19 protein-coding genes and 4 pseudogenes are annotated in these 19,353 nt (G+C 64.6%); 8 read left to right on the top strand and 15 right to left on the bottom strand.

The window, feature by feature from the left end:
• The 3 genes and pseudogenes from BLV47_RS32380 to BLV47_RS32370 all read left to right on the top strand — a co-directional run.
• The coding region (locus BLV47_RS32380) for an urea transporter (protein ID WP_143038334.1) at positions 1-285 on the top strand (285 nt) is incomplete at its 5' end.
• A gap of 21 nt (positions 286-306) precedes the next feature.
• A pseudogene (locus BLV47_RS32375) lies at positions 307-1,132 on the top strand (ion transporter).
• A gap of 90 nt (positions 1,133-1,222) precedes the next feature.
• Positions 1,223-2,223 (top strand): annotated as a pseudogene (locus BLV47_RS32370) (sulfate ABC transporter substrate-binding protein).
• 64 nt (positions 2,224-2,287) lie between these two features.
• Here BLV47_RS32370 and BLV47_RS32365 read toward each other — a convergent pair.
• Both BLV47_RS32365 and BLV47_RS32360 read right to left on the bottom strand, forming a co-directional pair.
• Positions 2,288-2,737 (bottom strand): RidA family protein, encoded by a 450-nt coding sequence (locus tag BLV47_RS32365; RefSeq protein WP_092316994.1) that lies wholly within the window; start codon positions 2,735-2,737, stop codon positions 2,288-2,290.
• A 147-nt stretch (positions 2,738-2,884) separates the two neighbouring features.
• Positions 2,885-3,514: a DUF5666 domain-containing protein gene (locus tag BLV47_RS32360; RefSeq protein ID WP_092316997.1), complete on the bottom strand. Its 630-nt coding sequence runs from the start codon at positions 3,512-3,514 to the stop codon at positions 2,885-2,887.
• Positions 3,515-3,770: 256 nt separating this feature from the next.
• Here BLV47_RS32360 and BLV47_RS32355 point away from each other — a divergent pair.
• Positions 3,771-4,604 (top strand): annotated as a pseudogene (locus BLV47_RS32355) (MFS transporter); the annotation flags it as partial.
• Between the two features lie 94 nt (positions 4,605-4,698).
• Here the strand turns inward: BLV47_RS32355 and istB are convergent.
• The gene (istB, locus tag BLV47_RS32350; RefSeq protein WP_062838242.1) at positions 4,699-5,448 is read right to left on the bottom strand and encodes an IS21-like element IS1474 family helper ATPase IstB; all 750 of its coding nucleotides are present in this window, start codon (positions 5,446-5,448) and stop codon (positions 4,699-4,701) included.
• A complete protein-coding gene (gene istA / locus BLV47_RS32345) occupies positions 5,336-7,021 on the bottom strand; it encodes an IS21 family transposase (RefSeq protein ID WP_062838241.1) in 1,686 nt (561 codons plus the stop codon). The genes istB and istA overlap by 113 nt, the downstream gene beginning before the upstream one ends.
• Before the next feature lie 225 nt (positions 7,022-7,246).
• Between istA and BLV47_RS32340 the strand changes: the two are divergent.
• Positions 7,247-7,627 (top strand): annotated as a pseudogene (locus tag BLV47_RS32340) (MFS transporter); the annotation flags it as partial.
• A gap of 78 nt (positions 7,628-7,705) precedes the next feature.
• Complete coding sequence (locus BLV47_RS32335) at positions 7,706-8,590, top strand: LysR family transcriptional regulator (RefSeq protein ID WP_092320553.1); 885 nt, start codon at positions 7,706-7,708, stop codon at positions 8,588-8,590.
• Between the two features lie 8 nt (positions 8,591-8,598).
• Here the strand turns inward: BLV47_RS32335 and BLV47_RS32330 are convergent, their stop codons facing one another.
• The 11 genes from BLV47_RS32330 to ccmA all read right to left on the bottom strand — a co-directional run bounded on the left by BLV47_RS32330 (position 8,599) and on the right by ccmA (position 17,240).
• A complete protein-coding gene (locus BLV47_RS32330; RefSeq protein WP_092320552.1) occupies positions 8,599-9,741 on the bottom strand; it encodes a BAR domain-containing protein in 1,143 nt (380 codons plus the stop codon).
• Between the two features lie 129 nt (positions 9,742-9,870).
• Entirely contained in the window at positions 9,871-10,272 is a 402-nt protein-coding gene (locus tag BLV47_RS32325; RefSeq protein ID WP_092320551.1) for a hypothetical protein, read from the bottom strand.
• A 14-nt stretch (positions 10,273-10,286) separates the two neighbouring features.
• Positions 10,287-11,492 carry a c-type cytochrome biogenesis protein CcmI gene (gene ccmI, locus BLV47_RS32320; protein WP_092320550.1) on the bottom strand — a complete coding sequence of 402 codons (1,206 nt, stop codon included), beginning with the start codon at positions 11,490-11,492 and terminating at the stop codon, positions 10,287-10,289.
• Positions 11,489-11,959, bottom strand: coding sequence for a cytochrome c-type biogenesis protein (locus BLV47_RS32315; protein WP_092320549.1), 471 nt, complete (start codon positions 11,957-11,959; stop codon positions 11,489-11,491). Before BLV47_RS32315 ends, ccmI begins: the two co-directional genes overlap by 4 nt.
• A complete protein-coding gene (locus tag BLV47_RS32310) occupies positions 11,956-12,492 on the bottom strand; it encodes a DsbE family thiol:disulfide interchange protein (RefSeq protein WP_016965415.1) in 537 nt (178 codons plus the stop codon). The genes BLV47_RS32315 and BLV47_RS32310 overlap by 4 nt, the downstream gene beginning before the upstream one ends.
• Complete coding sequence (locus BLV47_RS32305) at positions 12,489-14,477, bottom strand: heme lyase CcmF/NrfE family subunit (RefSeq protein WP_092320548.1); 1,989 nt, start codon at positions 14,475-14,477, stop codon at positions 12,489-12,491. The genes BLV47_RS32310 and BLV47_RS32305 overlap by 4 nt, the downstream gene beginning before the upstream one ends.
• Before the next feature lie 3 nt (positions 14,478-14,480).
• Positions 14,481-14,936: a cytochrome c maturation protein CcmE gene (gene ccmE, locus BLV47_RS32300; RefSeq protein ID WP_092320547.1), complete on the bottom strand. Its 456-nt coding sequence runs from the start codon at positions 14,934-14,936 to the stop codon at positions 14,481-14,483.
• Positions 14,933-15,109 carry a heme exporter protein CcmD gene (gene ccmD / locus BLV47_RS32295; protein WP_092320546.1) on the bottom strand — a complete coding sequence of 59 codons (177 nt, stop codon included), beginning with the start codon at positions 15,107-15,109 and terminating at the stop codon, positions 14,933-14,935. The genes ccmE and ccmD overlap by 4 nt, the downstream gene beginning before the upstream one ends.
• Entirely contained in the window at positions 15,106-15,861 is a 756-nt protein-coding gene (locus BLV47_RS32290) for a heme ABC transporter permease (protein WP_092320545.1), read from the bottom strand. The genes ccmD and BLV47_RS32290 overlap by 4 nt, the downstream gene beginning before the upstream one ends.
• A 78-nt stretch (positions 15,862-15,939) precedes the next feature.
• On the bottom strand, positions 15,940-16,608 hold the full coding sequence (gene ccmB, locus BLV47_RS32285) for a heme exporter protein CcmB (protein WP_042941197.1): 669 nt from the start codon (positions 16,606-16,608) through the stop codon (positions 15,940-15,942).
• Positions 16,605-17,240 (bottom strand): cytochrome c biogenesis heme-transporting ATPase CcmA, encoded by a 636-nt coding sequence (ccmA, locus tag BLV47_RS32280; RefSeq protein WP_092320544.1) that lies wholly within the window; start codon positions 17,238-17,240, stop codon positions 16,605-16,607. Before ccmA ends, ccmB begins: the two co-directional genes overlap by 4 nt.
• Positions 17,241-17,436: 196 nt before the next feature.
• Between ccmA and fliK the strand changes: the two genes are divergently transcribed.
• Together fliK and BLV47_RS32270 are read left to right on the top strand one after the other, a co-directional pair.
• Positions 17,437-19,026: a flagellar hook-length control protein FliK gene (fliK, locus tag BLV47_RS32275; protein ID WP_092320543.1), complete on the top strand. Its 1,590-nt coding sequence runs from the start codon at positions 17,437-17,439 to the stop codon at positions 19,024-19,026.
• The gene (locus tag BLV47_RS32270; protein ID WP_092320542.1) at positions 19,023-19,352 is read left to right on the top strand and encodes an EscU/YscU/HrcU family type III secretion system export apparatus switch protein; all 330 of its coding nucleotides are present in this window, start codon (positions 19,023-19,025) and stop codon (positions 19,350-19,352) included. The genes fliK and BLV47_RS32270 overlap by 4 nt, the downstream gene beginning before the upstream one ends.
• Position 19,353: the final 1 nt, after the last annotated feature.

Genomic DNA, 19,353 nt, shown 5'->3' with positions numbered 1-19,353 from the left:
CAACAGCAACAGGGGCAGGCGCTGTTGGGCCTGGGCGGCTACAACAGTGCCCTGGCGGCGGCCCTGGCCCTGGGTCAGCAGGCCCGTGCTCCGTGGCGCCCCCTGGCGGGGATCTTCCTGGCCCTGCTGATCACCCCCGGGATCGTCAGCCTGGGCCTTGCGCCACTCACCGCGCCCTTCGTCATCGCCTGCTGGCTGGTGCATGCCGCAACCCGGATTCTGGATCGCACGCCCCGGGACAACACACCTTGCGCTCCCCCGGCCTCTCCCCCTAGGCTGCGCTGATCTTCGATTCAGGCGACTTCCATGGGTAACCGCGACAACTGGCGCCAGCGCCTCTACGTGATGATCTTCCAGACCGATACGGTGGCCGGAAGACGCTTCGACACCACCCTGCTGCTGATCATCCTCGCCAGCCTGGTGATCGTGATCCTCGACAGCATCGACGAGGTCCACAGCAACTACGCCAACGTCCTGGCCTACATCGAATGGGGCTTCACCCTGATCTTCGCCATCGAGTACGGGCTGCGCCTGTACTGCTCGCCCAAGCCGCTGCGCTACGCCTTCAGCTTCTATGGCCTGGTGGACCTGCTGGCGATCGTCCCCGGCATCCTCGCCCTGTACTACAGCGACGCCCAGTACCTGCTGATCATCCGTATCATCCGCATGCTGCGGATCTTCCGCGTGCTCAAGCTGGCGCCCTACCTGAAACAGGCCCACTACCTGCTGGACGCCCTGCGCGGCAGCAAACAGAAGATCCTGGTGTTCCTGCTCAGCGTCTGCACCCTGGTCACGGTATTCGGCACCCTGATGTACGTGGTCGAAGGCCCGGAGCATGGCTTCACCAGTATCCCCAAGGGCATCTACTGGGCCATCGTCACCCTGACCACCGTGGGTTATGGCGATATCGTGCCCAAGACCGTGATCGGCCAGATGATCTCGTCGATGGTGAGATCACCGGTTACTCGATCATCGCCCGTGCCCACCGGGATCCTTCACCGCGGAACTGGCCAGCGCCATGCGTGGCGAACAGCTCAAGCATGACTGCCCGGTGTGCCGCAAGAACAGCCATGAACCGTCGGCGGCCTTCTGCTCGCGCTGCGGTAACGCGCTGTTCAGGAAACTGGAATAAGCAAAGTTCTTTTTAATCTTTAAAGAGATATAGCGCCCCGGCTATAGTCGGCGGCAAATTGCCTTCACTCTCGAACAAAAGGAATGTGCAGTGAAAAAATTCTTCAGCGCTTCGCTTCTGGCGGCCGGCCTGGCCCTGGGCAGCGCCGCCCAGGCCGCACCCACCCTGCTCAACGTGTCCTACGACGTGATGCGCGACTTCTACAAGGACTACAACGCCGCCTTCCAGAAACACTGGAAAGCCGAGCACAACGAAAACATCACCCTGCAGATGTCCTTCGGCGGCTCCAGCAAACAGGCGCGCTCGGTGATCGACGGCCTGCCGGCGGATGTCATCACCATGAACATGGCCACCGACATCAACGCCCTGGCGGACAACGGCCAGCTGGTGCCGGACAACTGGGTGACCCGCCTGCCGAACAACAGCGCGCCCTTCACCTCGGCCACCGTGTTCATCGTACGCAAGGGCAACCCCAAGGCCCTGAAAGACTGGCCGGACCTGCTCAAGGATGGCGTGCAAGTGATAGTGCCCAACCCCAAGACCTCGGGTAACGGCCGCTACACCTACCTCTCGGCCTGGGGTTATGTGCTGAAGAACGGCGGCGACGAGAACAAGGCCAAGGACTTCGTCGGCAAGCTGTTCAAGCAGGCGCCAGTGCTCGACACCGGTGGCCGCGCCGCCACCACCACCTTCATGACCAACCAGATCGGCGACGTGCTGGTGACTTTCGAGAACGAAGCGGAAATGATTGCCCGCGAATTCGGCCGCGATCAGTTCGAGGTGATCTACCCAAGCGTGTCCGCCGAAGCCGAGCCGCCGGTATCGGTGGTGGACAAGGTGGTGGAAAAGAAAGGCAGCCGCGCCGCAGCCGAGGAATACCTGAAGTACCTGTGGTCGCCGGAAGGCCAGGAAATCGCCGCCAACAACTACCTGCGCCCACGGGACCCGAAGGTGCTGGCCAAGTACACCGACCGCTTCCCGAAAGTCGACTTCCTCTCGGTGGAGAAGACCTTCGGCGACTGGCGCAGCGTGCAGAAGACCCACTTCAACGACGGCGGATCTTCGACCAGATCTACACCAACGCCAAATGACCCCTCGCGGGTGAATGAAAAAAGCGACCCTGGCGGTCGCTTTTTTTATGCCCTTCCAGTCCGTTCAAAGCGCGCGGGCCGAGTTGAACAACGCCGCCGTGGCCACTTGATGCTGCTCCTCCAGCACCGCCTCGGCCTCGACTTCGATCAGCCACTCGGGCAAGGACAAGCCGCTGACGATTATCCACGAAGACGCCGGCGGCTGGCTGGCAAAGCGCTCCAGCAGCACCGCGCTGATATGTTCCTGCTGGTCACGGGCGGCTTCGGCGATGTAGATCCGCAGCATCACCACATCCGCCATCTGGCCGCCCGCCGCGGCCAGGACGCTTGCGATATTGTCGAAGGCCTGCTCGGTCTGCTCCCGCAGGCCGGGACCGACCGTCCGCTCCTGCTCATCCACCCCCACCTGACCGGACAGCAGCAGGCGTCGGCCGCCCCGCACTTCCACCGCCTGGCTGAAACCGTATTGCAGCGAATTGAACACACTGGCTGGGTTGAACGTCGACTTTTCCATAAGGTGCTCCCGGCGCATTGAACGACCAGAAACCGTAAACCAAGGCTTTGGCGACTTCCACTGCAACCCGCGTGCTGCAACATTTGGCAATGCAAGCCTGGGCAGCGCAGCGCCGGAGCGGAATCTTCCACGCCGCAGACAACGGCCTTACATGGGCGGAGCCACCCCATCCTTGCCGGCGGAAATCGACTGCGCGGTGAGTTTGCCGTCGGCGCTCTGGGTGACGAACATCACCACCTTGACCCCAGCCTTGAGCAGGCTGCGATCTCCGGGGGTGAGATTGACGATGGGAACATCGTCCGGCACCAGGATCCTCTGCTGCCCGCCCTTGTAATTGACGGTCAGGGTGCGGCCGTTGCTCACCACCAGATCCCCGACGCTGCCGTTGGTCATGCTGCTGCCCTTGGCCAGGTCGAAGGGCCGATGACCATCCCCGGTGCCGGCCATCTGCGCGGGAAAGACATGCACCTCCAGGGCCTTGAGCGTACCGTCGGCCATGGGCATCGCCGCAGACCCGATGTAGCTGCCGGGCTTGATGTCCTCGATGTTGGCCAGGGTCACCCCGCGCACCTGGGTCTGTGGCGTCAGCTCGACGCTGACGCTTTCACCGCTGTTGACATGCACCCGCACCAGGTCGCCGCTGATCCCGGTGATCTCGCCGCGCACCCCCATGCGCATGCCCGGAGCCTCCTGGGCGCGGGCCTCAACGCCCACCAGGGTGAACGCCAGAACAACGCCCTGAGCGGCGCACAACCAACCACGCAAAGACCGATTCATGGGATGGATTTCCTCGATTGAAAAGGGGGCTCGGGCCACTGCGGGGCAAATGGCGAACATGAGCATGCTATCGAACAAGATGTAAGTAAATGTATCATCAACCCTCGTCAGCGGCATCCGTCCCGGCTGGCAGCGCAACGCCCTGAATCGGTCATTTATTCCCCTCAGGAATGAATGCTATTGCCCCACCCTCTCTACTGCGTTACCGCGCCGCCTCTTAACCTTGCCCCATCTTTTCGCCGCCAAGAGAATTGCGATGAGCTCAACGACCCAGGCGCTGCCCCTGCGCAGCGTGACAATGACCCGAGGCATGGTGCTGCTGTTCGCCTTCTGCTGCGGCGCCATCGTCGCCAACATCTACTACGCACAACCCATCATCGAGCTGATCGCCCCGGACCTCGGCCTGTCCAGCTCCCTGGCCAGCCTGATCGTGTCCCTGACCCAGATCGGCTATGCCCTGGGCCTGTTCTTCCTGGTGCCCCTGGGAGACTTGCTGGAAAACCGCCGTCTGATGGTGATCACCACCCTGGTAGCCATCGCCAGCCTGCTGGGAGCGGCCTGGACCCAGCAGCCCAACGTCTTTCTCCTGGTGTCGCTGCTGATCGGCTTCAGCTCGGTGTCGGTGCAGATCCTCATTCCCCTGGCTGCGCACCTGGCCCCGGAAGAGTCCCGCGGCCGTGTGGTGGGCGGGATCATGGGCGGCCTGCTGCTGGGGATTCTCCTGGCCCGTCCGGTGTCCAGCGTGGTGGCCGATCTGTTTGGCTGGCGCGCGATGTTCATTGCCGCCGCCGTGCTGATGGCGGCCATCAGCCTGGTCCTGATGCTGACCATGCCCCAGCGCCAACCGGCCCATAGCGCCACCTACGGCCAACTGCTGCGCTCACTGGGGGGCCTGCTGCGCCGGCAACCGGTCTTGCGCCAGCGGGCCTTCTACCAGGGCTGCATGTTCGCCAGCTTCAGCCTGTTCTGGACCGCGGCTCCCCTGGAGCTGGCACGGCAGCACGGCCTGTCGCAGAGCCAGATCGCGATCTTCGCCCTGGTGGGCGCCATCGGTGCCATCGCCGCCCCCATCAGCGGACGCCTGGCGGATGTGCGGATTTCGGTGAACGTGACCGAGCGTTTCGCTAATACGTGACCGGTGCTTCCACCCCGGTTGCGCGGGTTCTGGATTGTAATCGCATCGGTCACGATGCGGCTTGTTCCTCGGCTTTTTTTCGGCGCAGCGACTCGCCTTTCATCGTCAGTCGGTAGGCGTTGTGCACCAGGCGGTCGAGGATGGCATCGGCCAGGGTCGGGTCGTTGATCCAGCCGTGCCAGTGCTCGATGGGCAGTTGGCTCGTCAGGATGGTGGAGCGGCTGCCAGCGCGGTCGTCGATCACCTCCAGCAGGTCATGCCGGGCTCCTTCCTCCAGCGGGGCTAGCGCCCAGTCGTCCAGCACCAGGACGTCGACCTTTGCCAGCTGTTGCAGGGTACGGCCGAAGCTGCCGTCGCCATGAGCGATGCGCAGTTGTTCCAGCAGGCGCGGGGTGCGCAGGTACAGGGTGCTATAGCCCTGGCGGCAGGCCTGGTTGCCCAGGGCGCAGGCCAGCCAGGTTTTGCCGGCACCGGTCGGGCCGGTCAGCAGCAGGTTGTGCTGCTGGCGGATCCAGTCGCCACTGGCCAGGGTGGCGATCAGACGCTCGTCCAGGGCGCGTCCGGTGCGGCGGTCGAGATCTTCCAGGCAGGCGTTGGCGTACTTGAGCTTGGCCTTCTTGCGCAGCCGTACCAGGCGCTGGTTGTCACGCCAGGCCAGTTCGCGGTCGAGCAGTAGGCCGAGGCGTTCATCGAAGCTCAGGCTGTGGCTGGCCGGCAGCGTCCATTGCTCTTCCAGGGCGCGGGCCATGCCGTCCAGGCGTAGCTGGTGCAGTTGATTCAGGGTGTGTTGCGGCATCATCGAACAGCTCCTGTTGCGGGGGTTGGTAGTAGTCGGCGCCACGGACGTTCTCGTGGTCGCCGGGTAAGGTCGTTTCGGCGGCACGCTGGGGCAGCGGCTGTTGATCCAGGCCTTGCTGGAGCAGGTTGCGCACGCTGCGCCCGGTGAAGGCGCGCAGGTGTACGGCACGTTCGGCAGCGGCTTCCAGGCGTGCATTGCCATAGCGCCGGGCCAGCGAGAGCAGGCCGAGGCAGGCGCGGTAGCCCATCTCCGGGTGCGGCTTGTGGGTCAGTTGGTGATCGATCAGTTGGCGCGTGTAGGGGCCGATCCGCGCGCCCCAGTCGAGCAGGCGTTGTGGCGTCCATTCGCGATGCGCCTGGTGCGCCGCGGGCATGTGCTCGCGCTGGGTACTGTAAGCGCCGCGTCGCCCCAGCAGCAGGTGGCTGGCCACCCGCCGGTTGCCATGCAGCACTTCCAGGGTGTGTGCCGTCAGTCGCACGTCCACGTTCTGCCGGGCCAGGGCGGAGGGCACGCTGTAGAAGCTGCCATTGACCTCGATGTGGTAGTCGATGCTGACCTTGCAGCGCTTGAAGGTGGCGACCTCGTAGGGATGCACCGGCAGCGCTCGCAAGGCCGGGCGATCCAGGCGCTCGAACCAGTCGCGCCGGCAGCCATCGAGCCGCTTGAACGGGCGCCGATTCAGATCCTCCAGCAGCTCGGCGATGGCCTGGTTAAGCGCATGCAGGCTGAAGAACTGCCGATGGCGCAGCCGCGCCATGATCCAGCGCTCGACCACCTGCACCGCCACCTCGGCCTTGGCCTTGTCCTGAGGCTTGCGTGGCCGTGCCGGCAGGATCACCGTCTGGTAATGACGCGCGCACTCCAGCGTGGCCCGGTTCAGGCCCGGCTCGTAGCGATCCGGCTGGGCGACCAGGGCGCGCGGATTGTCCGGCACAACCATTTCCGGCACGCCGCCAAAGTAGGTCAGAGCCTGGCCCAGCGAGGTCAGCCAGTCCACCTGGGTTTCGCCTGGCGTCGCGCAGGCATAGGTGTAATTCGAGGCGCCCAGGGCGGCGACGAAGATGTGCGCCCGGCGCACTTCGCCGGTGGCCGGGTCGACCACCGGCAGCGTCGGCCCGGCATAGTCGATGAATAGCTTCTCGCCCGCACGGTGCAGCTGACGCATCGAACGTTTGAGCGTCTGGGCGTAGCGCCGGTAGTGCTCGACGAACTGGGTGTAGCGGTAGGTCGGCTGGCCCGCATGCGCGGCGAGATATTCCTCCCACAGCAGCTGCAAGGTCACGCCCTTGCGTCGCAACTCGCGGTGGATGCTCAGCACATCGGGCAGCACTCGCTCACCGCGCGGCTTGTTCGTCGACGTCGGTGCAAACAAGGCGGCCGCCAGCGCGGCCTCGTCCATGGCCACCAGCGCCGGCCAGTCCAGCCCGGCCACCCGCGCCGCCGCGATGTACTTGCTAACCACGCCCTTGGACAGCTGCAAGGCACGGGCAATCTTCTCGTGGGACAAGCCGGCCTCAAACTTGAGGCGCAGACATTCTTTGATGTTTCGCATGGCTACTCGCGGCGCCGCCATCTTCCTCTCCCGAAATCGGTCGAGGATGGCGGCGCATCAGGTCATGCGCAACGAAGGGGAAGGCTTTCGCTAAGTCGTGACCGGCGATTTCGGTAAGCCGTGACCACCTGTTTCGGAACAGGCGGAAAATCGGTCACGTTGCTACCGAAATGAGCGGTCACGCGTTAGCGAAATGACCGGTCACGATCAACCGAAACGGCCGGTCACGGTGCTCCGAAATCCGCAGCGGATGCCGGCCACACCCGTATCGCCTCGCTGCTGGCCATGCTCCTGGCGGCCCTGAGCTTTGTACCGACGCTGATCCATCCCGCCTACAGTGTGATCGGCCTGGCAGTGACCGGGGTGGTCCTGGACTTCTGCGTGCAAATGAACATGGTGCTCGGGCAACGGGCGGTGTATGCCCTGGACGCCCATAGCCGCAGCCGCCTCAACGCGCTGTACATGACCAGCATCTTCATCGGTGGCGCCTTCGGCTCATCGATTGCCAGTGCGGTGTACGAACACGGTGGCTGGCTGGGCGTGGCGTTGGTGGGCAGCGCCTTTCCTCTGCTGGCACTGCTGCGTTTTCTGCTGGTGGCGGACAACCGCCGAGCAGTGCCTGCCTAGGCAACTCGGGCTGAATCCGGTGATAGTGTCGGCGCCCGCTACCGGGTGCCCTCCCCCGCTCTCCTGCAAGGACAACCGATGGACCGCCTAGCCGCGATGGAAACCTTTGTGCATGTGGTGGAAAGCGGGTCCTTCTCCGCTGCCGCCCGACGCCTGAACCTGGGCCAGCCTGCCGTATCGAAAAGCATTGCCCAACTGGAGGCCCATCTGCAGGTGCGGCTGTTGTTGCGCTCCACCCGCGGCCTGACCCCCACCGAGGCCGGCCTGGCCTATTTCGAACGGGCGCGGCGCACCCTGGAAGAGGCCTGCGAGGCGGAAAACGCCGCCCGCGGGTCGGCTGCGGCATTGCATGGCACCCTGCGCGTCGGCGCCGCGGTGACCTTCGCCCGCATGCACATCGTGCCCCACCTGGGGGCCTTTCTCGATCGTCATCCCGGGCTGCAGATCGACGTGGTGCTGGACGATCAGCACATCAATCTGGTGGAAGCCGGGGTGGATGTGGCGCTGCGCATGGGCAGCCTGGCCGACTCGACCCTCACCGCGCGCAAAATCGCCGAATGCCCTCGCCTGCTGCTGGCCACCCCGGAATACCTGGCCACACACGGCGAGCCTCGGCATCCGGCCGATCTGAGCGAACACCAGGCCCTGATCTACAACCGGGGGCCCGGCCATCTCTGGCGCTTTTTCCAGGGCGACCAGGAGCAGCAAGTGAGCGTCAGCGGCAGGATTCGGGTGAATGCCGCAGAAGGCTTGCGTGCGGCAGTCCTGGCGCATCAGGGCCTGACGACCGCCTCGCAATGGATGTTCGCCCCGGAGCTGGCCAGCGGCGCGGTCAAGGCGCTGCTGACCGACTGGCAGCTGCCACAGCAGCAACTGTGGGCGGTGTTTCCCGGCGGGCGCCTGGTGAGTGCCAAGGCCCGGGCCTTTGTCGAGTACGTGGAGCAGTTGCTGGAGCACCTCTGAAACACGCCTCAGATGCGCTCGCGGACCAATACCTCGATGTTCAGCGCCTCGCCCCAGCGCCGCAGCCGCTCGATCAGGCCCTGATCGGTTTCGCCGACCAGGTACAGGATGTCGATGGTCTGAGTGGCGGCCCACTGCACGAACTCGCTGCCATCGAACCCGGCCAGGGTCTCGAGCCGGAATTCGTTTTCATAGAAACCCGGGGCCACCGCCACCGGGGTGTCCTGGGGACTGGCCGCGGCGATGAAGTCACAGGACAGGTGCACCACGCCCCAACGGGCCACGCGCCAGTTCCTCAGGGCTTCGTCCAGTCGCGCCCGGGCGCCGCGGACAAAGCCCAGGCCATCGAGCACCACGCGTCGGTTGACGATCAGCCACAGCCGGCGGCGCCGGGGCGCCTTGAGCAGCACCTCGCCCGTCACCTTGGAGGCGCGCAAGGCCAGGGCAATTACCAGTAACAGGGGGGCGCCATAGCCGTAGAGCCGTTCGGCCTGGCTGACCTGGGTCAGCTCATGCAGGCGGTGGACCTCGGCGCGCTGGCGCTCCAACTCCCCGAATGTCTGTCCCAGGCGCTGCAACCATTGCTGCACCAGGGGCGCCGAATATTCGCCACGCAGGTCATCCAGAGCCTGCTGCACCTTGCTCACCGCCAGGGTCGACGGACGCCCGTCGGCGCTGCGTTCCAGCGTGCCAAAGCGCTCGCACAGGCTGCTGACCTGGGCCGCATCCTGGGGCTCATGCAGCTCAAGTGCGGCCTGACAATGAGCGCTGCCGAGCATGTCGTCGATCTCGGCCAGCACCCTGCGCTGCAAGCCGGCCTGCTCGCTTTGCGCCCACTGATAGTCGCTCTGGAACCAGTCCACCCGGACCGCCTGGGTGGCGCTGATCAACGCCAGGGAAGCCAGCAGCAGCCAGCCGTAGTCGACCTTCTTCCAGCCGATCTCGCCCAGGCGGAACACCGAGATCAGGCTCCAGCAGAAGAAGTAATACATGAAGGCGAAAGCCACCAGCAGGTACAGCGGTGCCAGGGACAGATAGATCAGTTCCGGCACCTCTGCCGGCCCCAGGCCATACAGCAACAGCAGGACACAGACCACGGCCAGCCAGAACACCATCGGCGCGACATAGGGTTTGTTCAGGTCTTTCTTCATTGGGCGCTCAACGGCAGATACTCAGGAACACCCCGCTGTATCGGCCAGCCGACCCGGGGCTTAAATCATCCGCGGGTCGCGGCAAGGCGCACGCCGCCGGTGCAATCAATCAGGCAAGAAGCCTGGCGACTACTGGAACTGACGCCCCAGCCCTGCGGGTACACCATGAACATCAGTGTCTTCCCAAGGTCCGTCGGGGCTGATGGAGCGGCTCCAACCGTTGTTCCAACGGTAATAGGTGCGCTGGCGGTAGAACGTGTTGTTCTGGTCGTCCAGCACATAGACCCCGAGCCGGGCGTCCCAGTGACTGTGCCCACCTGGCGGCGGGGCAAAACTGGCGGAGGTACGAGGCTGGGGTTTGGCGGCAGGGATAGGCGCGCTGTGCTTGCCCGGGGCCGTGGACGGCGCCGGGCGAGTGCTCGGCCCCACGGGCGGAATGGGTTCAGAGGAGGTTGGCACCGGCCGCTGGACCGTACACGCGCTCAACCCCAGGACCAGTGACAACAGGGTGATACGAGCGATGGCGGTCATGGCGGCTTCTCTGGTTATTGATCCGGACTGTCGATGGTCAGCTGTTGCGCGGCCGTGGTGCTGCTGGGCAATGGCTGGCTACGCCCAACCCACTCGCCGGCCGTCGGCTTGCCGGCGCGGGAAATGCGCGCGACCAGTTGGACTTCAGGGAAGTTCGACAGTTTCAACTGCGGCATCATCGCGTCGCTATCGCCCAGTTCGACTGTAGCCGGCAGATCGGCCACAGTCAGGCGCTTGGCCGCCAGCGGTGCGGGCGGGCCCTGGGTGGCACGGGCGAAGATGAACACGCTGTCGCCCGGCTGGACCTTGGCCTTGAGCTGCGCTGCCAGGTCGACCCGAACCTTGAGCACCGCGCCCTTGGCCGGGGCCACAGGCTCGCTGGCAACCTTGCCGCCACCGGCCACCAGCTTCTCGCTGGCCCGCTCGATCCCGCCCTGCAGCGCCGCACGGGAGTTGTCGTCCGGCGGCAGTTGCGCCTGCAGCCGTTTCCAGTAATCGATGGCGTCCTGGTAGCGCCCGCCTTCGAAGGCGGCGATCCCCAGCAGCCCGAGGCTGGTGACTTCGTTGGGGTCGGCTTTCAGCGCTTCGTCGGTCAGGCCCTGGACCTTGTCCGACCATTGCTTGTTGTCGGCGAAGTACTGGGCCTGGGCCCATTGCCCCAGGAGTTCGGGCTGACGGCCGGCCACGGCTACGGTGCGTTCGAAGATCTTCGCCGCGTCTGCCGGGCGATCCTGGGCCATGTAGGTGCGTCCGAGGAAATACAGACCTTCGGCAGAATCCGGCTGGGCCGCCACCGCGCGCTCCAGGCGCCGGGTCATTTCCTCCATGGACTGCGGCGCCTGGGCGAATTCCCGGGTCAGCTCGACCTTGTCGCTAGCACCAAAATGCAGGTACAGGCCCAGGCCCAGCACCGGCACCAACAGCGCCGCCAGCAATGGCAGTGGCTTGCCCAGGCGCGAAGTACGCGCCGTGCCGCTGCCTTCGGTGTCCGCCAAGAGTTCCCGGGCCGCTTCGGCGCGCCCGGCGTCCATCTGCTCGGCACTGAGCACGCCTTCGGCTTGCTGGCCGTGCAGTTCAGCCACGCGCTCTTCATAAAGCGCCACGTTCAGCGCGGTACGATCCTCTTCACGCTGGGCACGACGCTCGCGCAATACCGGGATCAACAGGAAACTCAGGGCGATCAGGAGCAGCAGGCCTGCTGCAAGCCAGAAATCAATCATGGGTGGTTTTTATCCAGCAGTTGGTCGAGGCGCTGACGCTCTTCGACGGAAAGCGTATTCGGGCTGTCGCTGCGCTCCACGCGCCGACGCCGGACAATCACGGCAATGATCACCAGGCCGCCCAGCAGCAGCCCGGCAGGGCCGAACCAGAGCAGCGCGGTCTTGCCGGTCAGGGCCGGCCGGTAGCGCACGAAGTCGCCGTAGCGGTCGACCATGAAGTCGATGATCTGCTGATTGTCCTTGCCCTCGCCGAGCATGCGGAAAATCTCTTTGCGCAAGTCGGCGGCAATCGGCGCGTTGGAATCGGCGATATCCTGGTTCTGGCACTTGGGGCAGCGCAGTTCCTTGGTCAGCTCGTGGAACCTTTCGCGCTCGGCGTCGCTGGCGAACTGGTAGGTATCGATAGCAGCGTGGGCCACACCGGCGATGCCCAGGCCGAGGATGGCGGCGGCTAACCAGCGCTTCATGGCTTGGCCTCATCGACCAGGGCCTGGTACTTGGCGGCCAGTTGCTCGCGCCACACCACTTCGTCGATCACCCCGACAAACTTGTCGCGGATGATGCCCTTGGCATCGATGAAGAAGGTTTCCGGGGCGCCGTAGACGCCGAGGTTCAGGCCCAGGGAGCCCTCCTCGTCACGCACATCCAGTTGGTAGGGGTTGTGGAACTCGGCCAGCCACTTCAGGGCGTCGGCGTTGACGTCCTTGTAGTTGATGCCGTAGATCACCACGCCCTTCTCGGCCAGCTTGTTCAGCACCGGGTGCTCGACCCGGCAGGAAATGCACCAGGTGCCCCAGACATTGACCAGCGCCGGCTTGCCCAGCAGGTCGGCACGGGTCAGGGTCTTGTCGCCCTGCACCGACGGCAGGGAGAACTCCGGGAACGGCTTGCCGATCATCGCCGACGGCAGCTCGGCCGGATCCAGGTACAACCCGCGATAGAGGAACACCGCCACCACCAGGAACACCGCCAGGGGCAACATCATCATCCAGCGTCTCATGCCGTAGCTCCTGTCATGCCCAGCGCTTCGCGCACGCGGCTTTTAACCTTGATCCGGTAACGCCGGTCCATGGCCGCGAGCAAGCCACCAAAACCGGTGAGCAGGCCGCCGAACCAGATCCAGCGCACGAACGGCTTGACGTGCACCCGCACCGCCCAGGCGCCTTCACCCAGGGGTTCGCCCAGGGCCACATACAGGTCACGGGTGAAACCGGCATCGATCCCGGCCTCGGTCATCATCGAGCTCTGCACGGTGTACAGGCGCTTTTCCGGGTGCAGCACCGCCACTTCCTTGCCATCGCGCACCACACGCACGGTGCCCTTGTCGGACGTGAAGTTCGGCCCTTCGAAATGCTTGGCGCCCTCGAAGATGAAGTGATAGCCGGCCAGTTCCATGGATTCACCCGGCGCCAGGCGCAGGTCGCGCTCGGCGCTGTTCTGGCTCGACAGCACCACGCCCAGGGCACAGACGGCGATGCCCAGGTGCGCCAGTTGCATGCCCCAGTAACTGCGGGTCAGGCCGGGCAGCCCCTTGATCAGGCCCTTGTGCCGGGTCTTGTCGAAGAGGTCGCGCACCCCGGCCAGCAGCACCCAGGCCGCCAGCAGGAAGGTCGCCAGCACCGCCCAGTTGAAATCGCCGTAGGCAATGCCCGCCACCACGGCCAGGGCCACGCTACCCAGCAATACCGGACCAAGCATGCCCATCAGCCATTTCACCGGGGTGTCCTTCCAGCGCACCAGCACGCCCACCGCCATCACCACCATCAGCAGCGCCATCAGCGGAATGAACAGCGCGTTGAAGTACGGCGGCCCCACCGACAGCTTGGCGCCGCTCAGGGCATCCAGTACCAGCGGGTAGAGGGTGCCCAGCAGAATCATCGAGGCTGCCACTACCAACACCAGGTTGTTGCCCAGCAGCAGGGTTTCACGGGACCACAGGTTGAAGCCCACATGGCTCTTGACCACCGGCGCGCGCAGGGCGAACAGGGTCAGCGAGCCGCCCACCACGAACAGCAGGAAGATCAGGATGAACACGCCACGCTCGGGATCTGCGGCGAAGGCATGGACCGAGGTCAGGACCCCGGAGCGCACCAGGAAGGTCCCCAGCAGGCTGAGGGAGAAGGCCGCAATCGCCAGCAACACAGTCCAGCTCTTGAATACCCCGCGCTTTTCCGTGACCGCCAGGGAGTGGATCAGCGCCGTGCCCACCAGCCAAGGCATGAACGAGGCGTTCTCCACCGGGTCCCAGAACCACCAGCCACCCCAGCCGAGCTCGTAGTAGGCCCACCACGAGCCCAGGGTGATACCGATGCCGAGGAAGGCCCAGGCGACAATGGTCCAGGGCCGCGACCAGCGGGCCCAGGCGGCGTCCAGGCGACCGCCCAGCAACGCCGCGATGGCAAAGGCGAAGGCCACCGAGAAACCGACATAGCCCATGTAGAGCATCGGCGGATGAACGATCAGGCCGATGTCCTGCAGCAGCGGATTGAGGTCACGCCCATCGGCCGGCACCTGCGGCAGGATCCGCGCGAACGGGTTGGAAGTGACGATCAGGAACGACAGGAAGCCGGTGCTGATCAGGCCCATTACCGCCAGCACCCGGGCCAGCATCACCTGGGGCAACTGGCGCGAGAACACCGACACGGCGAAGGTCCAGCCACCCAGGATCAGTGCCCAGAGCAGCAGCGAACCTTCATGAGCGCCCCATACCGCACTGAACTTGTAGTACCAGGGCAAGGCGCTGTTGGAGTTGTGGGCCACATAGGCCACCGAGAAGTCGTCGGTCATGAAGGCATGGGTCAGGCAGCCGAAGGCAAACACCAGGAAGGCGAACTGCCCCCAGGCCGCCGGCTGGGCCAGGCTCATCCACAGCCGATCGCCGCGCCAGGCCCCCAGCAGCGGCAGCACCGCCTGGACCAGGGCAAAGCACAGGGCGAGGATCATCGCCAGTTGGCCGAGTTCAGGAATGAACAGTGCGGAACTCATGGCTTACCCCTCTTTGGCTGGTGTCGGTGCCGACTGGCCGCTGTCTTTCAACGCCTTGGTGACTTCCGGCGGCATGTACTTCTCGTCGTGCTTGGCCAGCACTTCATCGGCCACCACCACGCCATCGGTATTGAGCTTGCCCAGGGCAACAATGCCCTGCCCTTCGCGGAACAGGTCCGGGAGGATGCCACGGTAGGTGATGGTCACCGACTTGTTGAAGTCGGTGACCACGAACTTGACGTCCAGGGAGTCGGCGGAGCGCTCCAGGGAACCGGCCTGGACCATGCCTCCGGCACGAATCCGCGTGTCCAGCGGCGCTTCGCCGTTGGCAATCTGGGTCGGGGTGTAGAACAGGTTGATGTTTTCCTTCAGCGCGCTGAGGGCCAGGCCGACGGCGATGCCGACGCCCACCAGGATCGCCAGGATGATCAAAAGACGCTTTTTACGCAGCGGATTCACTTACCGTTCTCCCGGCGCAGACGACGCGCCTCTTGTTGCAGATAACGCTTGCGGGCCAGGATCGGCTCCGCCACGTTGACGGCCAGGACCGCCAGGCAGATGCCATAGGCCGACCAGACATACAGGCCGTGATGGCCCATGGCGAGAAAGTCGCTGAAGGATGCAAAACTCATCGAACGCTCTCCAGGCAACCTTGGACTTCGGCCTTGACCCAACTGGCCCGGGCTTCGCGCTTGAGCACTTCCAGGCGCATGCGCAGCAACAGCACGGCACCGAAGAAGCAGTAGAAGCCCAAGGCGGTGAGCAGCAGCGGCAGCCACATTTCCACCGGCATGGCCGGTTTCTCGGTGAGGGTGAAGGTTGCGCCCTGGTGCAGGGTGTTCCACCACTCCACCGAGTACTTGATGATCGGGATGTTCACCACGCCGACAATAGCCAGCACCGCACAGGCCTTGGCGGCGCTGTCACGATTGCTGATGGCGTTGCCCAAGGCAATCAGACCGAAGTACAGAAACAGCAGGATCAACATCGACGTAAGTCGTGCATCCCAGACCCACCATGAGCCCCAGGTCGGCTTGCCCCAAATGGCCCCGGTCACCAGCGCCACAGCGGTCATCCAGGCGCCGATCGGCGCCGCGCATTGCAGCGCCACGTCCGCCAGCTTCATCTTCCACACCAGGCCGACCACGCCGCAGACCGCCAGCATCACGTAGCAGGACTGGGCCAGCATCGCCGCCGGAACATGAATATAGATGATGCGAAAGCTGTTGCCCTGCTGGTAGTCCGGCGGCGCGAAGGCCAGGCCCCAGACCACGCCGACGGCAATCAGCAACACCGCGGCGATGCTGAGCCAGGGCAGCATCCTGCCGCTGATGCCGTAGAACCATTTAGGCGAGCCGAGCTTATGAAACCAAGTCCAGTTCATTCACTGTTTCCATCACGGTTGCTCTTCGCTTTCACGAACAGCCAGGGTCTTTACTGGTCAAAAAACAACCAGACCTCATTATTCGCCGACGCTGATCTTCAGGCCAGCAGCTATTGCAAAGGGTGTAAGGGTCACTGCCAGGGCGGTCAGGCTCCCAAGCCACAGCAGATAACCTGTCGCCGGCATGCCCTGCAGCGCCGCCTGCAAGGCGCCACTGCCGAGAATCAGTACCGGGATGTACAAGGGCAGGATCAGCAACGCCAGCAGCAAGCCACCGCGCTTCAACCCCACCGTCAGTGCAGCGCCCACTGCGCCCAGCAGGCTCAGCACCGGAGTGCCCAGCAGCAATGACAGCAGCAACACCGGCAGGCAGGCGGTAGGCAAGCCGAGCATCAAGGCCAGCAAGGGTGCAAGCAATACCAGTGCCAGGCCGGAAAAGGCCCAGTGTGCCAGTACCTTGGCCAAAACCAGAAGAGCCAGGGGGTGCGACGAAAGGACCCACTGCTCAAGGGATCCATCCTCGAAATCACTGCGAAAAAGCCCGTCTAGCGAGAGCAGGACGGACAATAAGGCCGCCACCCAGACCAGCCCCGGAGACAAGGTTTGCAACAGATTTGTCTCAGGTCCCACGGCCAATGGGAACAGTGCGACGACGATGGCGAAAAACACCAGGGGATTGGCCAGCTCCGCCGGACGTCGGAACAGCAAGCGCGCTTCACGGGCCAGCAATTGGGCAAATACGCTCATGCCGCCCACCGTCCCAGGTCCAGATCGCGGTAGCCCGACGGCATGCGAGCCAGAGTGTGGTGAGTGGTCAGGACCACCATGCCGCCGCGTTCGCAATGATTGGCCAGGTGCTCCTCGAGCTGGGCCACGCCCTGTTTGTCCAGGGCGGTGAAGGGTTCGTCGAGGATCCACAGCGGGGGGCCGTCCAGGTACAGCCGGGCCAGGGCCACACGGCGCTGCTGGCCGGCGGACAGGGTGTGACAGGCGACGTCCTCGAAACCGCGCAGGCCGACAGCCGCCAGGGCCTGCCAGATAGCGTCGCGCGTGGCCCGCTGGTGCAGGGCACAGAGCCAGTTGAGATTTTCCTCGGGAGTCAGGACATCCTTGATTCCGGCGGCGTGGCCGATCCACAACAGGTTGCGCGCCAGTTCAGCACGCTGGCCATGCAAGGGCTGGCCATTGAGCAGTACCTGGCCACTGGTGGGTTGCATCAGGCCGGCGAGCAAGCGCAGCAAGCTGGTCTTGCCACTGCCGTTGGGGCCGCTGATCTGCACCATGTCTCCGCCGGTCAGACGCAACTCCAAGTGTTCAAACAGCATCCGCCAGTCGCGCTCGCAAGAGAGTGCTACGGCTTCAAGAAGAGGGCTGGTCAAGGGATGGTGGGCCTTTACGGGTTCAAGTCGGCAGTGGAGCGGCCGTTAAAGGGATGCAGGATAAATGCATTGGCGGCCTGTTCTAGAGAGCTGCGTCAAACATTTGCAATGTTTTCCCCACTCCCCCAAAGACGGGCGGCATTATACATGCGAAGCCCTACTCTAAAGAGGGCTAATTTCCACAGGTTGTGTCCGAATGACAGGCGAAATAAACATCCTGCCACTGCCCCAGGTGCCCGCTCCCGGCCCCTTGCGCCCTCAGCCGATCAGCGGCGAACTGCTCAAGCTGGTGCCGCCCCTGGAAGGCTTGATTGCCGCCGGCCAGAGCGCCAAGGCCGAAGTGCTGTCGCTCAAGCAGACCGACCAGACCTTCCAGCTGCTGCTCAAGGTGACCCTGGACAACGGCCGGCAAACCACCGTGCAGGCCACCAGCAGCCAGCCCTTGCCCCAGGGCACCAGCCTGGCGGTGATCCAGCCTTCGGCCGGCAACCTGGCGATCACCGTGCAGCAGGCCATTGCCTCCAACGTCGCTGCCCTGACTCGCCTGGACACCAGTCAACTGCCCCCGGGCACCCTGCTCCAGGGCAAGGTCCTGACGAGCCAGCCGCTGCCCCAGGGCACCAACCAGCCGCTGATCTATCGCTCGCTGGTCAGCCTGCTCAATACCGCTCAAAGCGGCGCCACCTTGAGCATCGACAGCCCGCAGCCGCTGCGTATCGGCAGCCTGCTCAGCGCCCTGGTGGCGGATGCGCAGACCCTGAACTTCGTCCCCCTGGGCAACCGCCAGGAGCAACTGGCCATCGCCGCACAACTGGCCAGCCAGCAAAGCCGCCAGGGCTCCCTGAGCGGGCTGATCAACCTCCTGCAGAACCTGCCCGCCGACAGCGAACTGTCCACGTCATCGGCCGACCTGCGGGCCGCCGTGGAGCGCTTGCTGGCCGGTCTGCCGGACCAGCAACAGTTGAGCACCTCGCGCGGAGTGGCCCAGGCCCTGCTGGGCAGCGGTCTGTTCCTGGAAGCCAAGCTGCTGGCCGGAGCCAATCCCGCTCAGGCGCCCGACCTGAAGGGCGACCTGCTGCGCCTGATCGCCCAGCTGACCCCGGGACTGCCCTCCTCCAGCAGCTTCAACGCAATCATCGCCGCCAACACCCTGGCGCAATCGCTGCCGAGCTTTGTACGCAGCGCCCTGGGCACCCTCGGCCAGGTCAGCGCCAAGACCTCGCCCGGCGGCTTCCCACTGCCACAGCGACTGCTGCAAAGCCTGGATGGCGAAGGTGACCTGCAACATTTGCTGCGCCTGGCCGCCGCCGCGGTATCACGCCTGCAAAGCCACCAATTGGCGAGCCTGGAACAGAGCGGCCTGACCGACGATGGCCGGCAACTGACCACCTGGCAATTGGAAATCCCCATGCGCAATCTGCAAGACATCGTGCCCTTGCAGGTCAAGCTGCAACGGGAAGAAACGCAGGAACCCGAACCAGAACCGTCGCACAAGCGTGACGAGCGCCCGGTCAAACAAGCGCTGTGGCGGGTCGACCTGGCGTTCGACCTCGACCCGCTGGGGCCGCTGCAGGTCCAGGCGCAACTGATTCAAGGACGCCTGTCCAGCCAGCTGTGGGCCGAGCGTCCCTACACGGCAGGCCTGATCGAGAGCCACCTGGGCAACCTGCGTGAACGCCTGCTGGCCGCGGGGCTGGATGTCGGCGATCTGGACTGCCACCTGGGCGTCCCGCCCCGGGGCCCGCAAACCCGATTGGAACAACGCTGGGTCGACGAAACCGCATGAAACACTCTCCGCCACCACGCCAGGCCATTGCCCTCAAGTACGACGGCCAGCAAGCCCCGACCCTCACCGCCAAGGGCGACGATGCACTGGCCGAAGCCATCCTGAAGATCGCTCGGGACCATGAAGTGCCGATCTATGAGAACGCCGAACTGGTGAAGCTCCTGGCACGCCTGGAGTTGGGCGAGAGCATTCCGCCGGAGCTGTACCGGACCATTGCCGAAATCATCGCCTTCGCCTGGAACCTCAAGGGCAAATTCCCGGCCGGACATGATCCGCATCAGGTGGAACAGGAGAAAGACATCACAGGGGACGGTTACGAGCTGTAAG

The sequence above is a fragment of the Pseudomonas saponiphila genome, from assembly GCF_900105185.1.
In the GTDB taxonomy this organism is placed as follows: Bacteria; Pseudomonadota; Gammaproteobacteria; order Pseudomonadales; family Pseudomonadaceae; genus Aquipseudomonas; species Aquipseudomonas saponiphila.
The sequence above is the reverse complement of the archived record's forward strand: the minus strand, read 5'-3'. Positions and strand labels throughout refer to the sequence as shown.

What these genes read in the sequence shown, in the direction of transcription:
- BLV47_RS32365 (WP_092316994.1), bottom strand. Translation starts at nt 2,737, where the DNA reads ATGGAAAAGTCGACGTTCAACCCAGCCAGTGTGTTCAATTCGCTGCAA.
- BLV47_RS32360 (WP_092316997.1), bottom strand. Translation starts at nt 3,514, where the DNA reads ATGAATCGGTCTTTGCGTGGTTGGTTGTGCGCCGCTCAGGGCGTTGTT.
- istB (WP_062838242.1), bottom strand. Translation starts at nt 5,448, where the DNA reads ATGATGCCGCAACACACCCTGAATCAACTGCACCAGCTACGCCTGGAC.
- istA (WP_062838241.1), bottom strand. Translation starts at nt 7,021, where the DNA reads ATGGCGGCGCCGCGAGTAGCCATGCGAAACATCAAAGAATGTCTGCGC.
- BLV47_RS32335 (WP_092320553.1), top strand. Translation starts at nt 7,706, where the DNA reads ATGGACCGCCTAGCCGCGATGGAAACCTTTGTGCATGTGGTGGAAAGC.
- BLV47_RS32330 (WP_092320552.1), bottom strand. Translation starts at nt 9,741, where the DNA reads ATGAAGAAAGACCTGAACAAACCCTATGTCGCGCCGATGGTGTTCTGG.
- BLV47_RS32325 (WP_092320551.1), bottom strand. Translation starts at nt 10,272, where the DNA reads ATGACCGCCATCGCTCGTATCACCCTGTTGTCACTGGTCCTGGGGTTG.
- ccmI (WP_092320550.1), bottom strand. Translation starts at nt 11,492, where the DNA reads ATGATTGATTTCTGGCTTGCAGCAGGCCTGCTGCTCCTGATCGCCCTG.
- BLV47_RS32315 (WP_092320549.1), bottom strand. Translation starts at nt 11,959, where the DNA reads ATGAAGCGCTGGTTAGCCGCCGCCATCCTCGGCCTGGGCATCGCCGGT.
- BLV47_RS32310 (WP_016965415.1), bottom strand. Translation starts at nt 12,492, where the DNA reads ATGAGACGCTGGATGATGATGTTGCCCCTGGCGGTGTTCCTGGTGGTG.
- BLV47_RS32305 (WP_092320548.1), bottom strand. Translation starts at nt 14,477, where the DNA reads ATGAGTTCCGCACTGTTCATTCCTGAACTCGGCCAACTGGCGATGATC.
- ccmD (WP_092320546.1), bottom strand. Translation starts at nt 15,109, where the DNA reads ATGAGTTTTGCATCCTTCAGCGACTTTCTCGCCATGGGCCATCACGGC.
- BLV47_RS32290 (WP_092320545.1), bottom strand. Translation starts at nt 15,861, where the DNA reads ATGAACTGGACTTGGTTTCATAAGCTCGGCTCGCCTAAATGGTTCTAC.
- ccmB (WP_042941197.1), bottom strand. Translation starts at nt 16,608, where the DNA reads ATGAGCGTATTTGCCCAATTGCTGGCCCGTGAAGCGCGCTTGCTGTTC.
- fliK (WP_092320543.1), top strand. Translation starts at nt 17,437, where the DNA reads ATGACAGGCGAAATAAACATCCTGCCACTGCCCCAGGTGCCCGCTCCC.
- BLV47_RS32270 (WP_092320542.1), top strand. Translation starts at nt 19,023, where the DNA reads ATGAAACACTCTCCGCCACCACGCCAGGCCATTGCCCTCAAGTACGAC.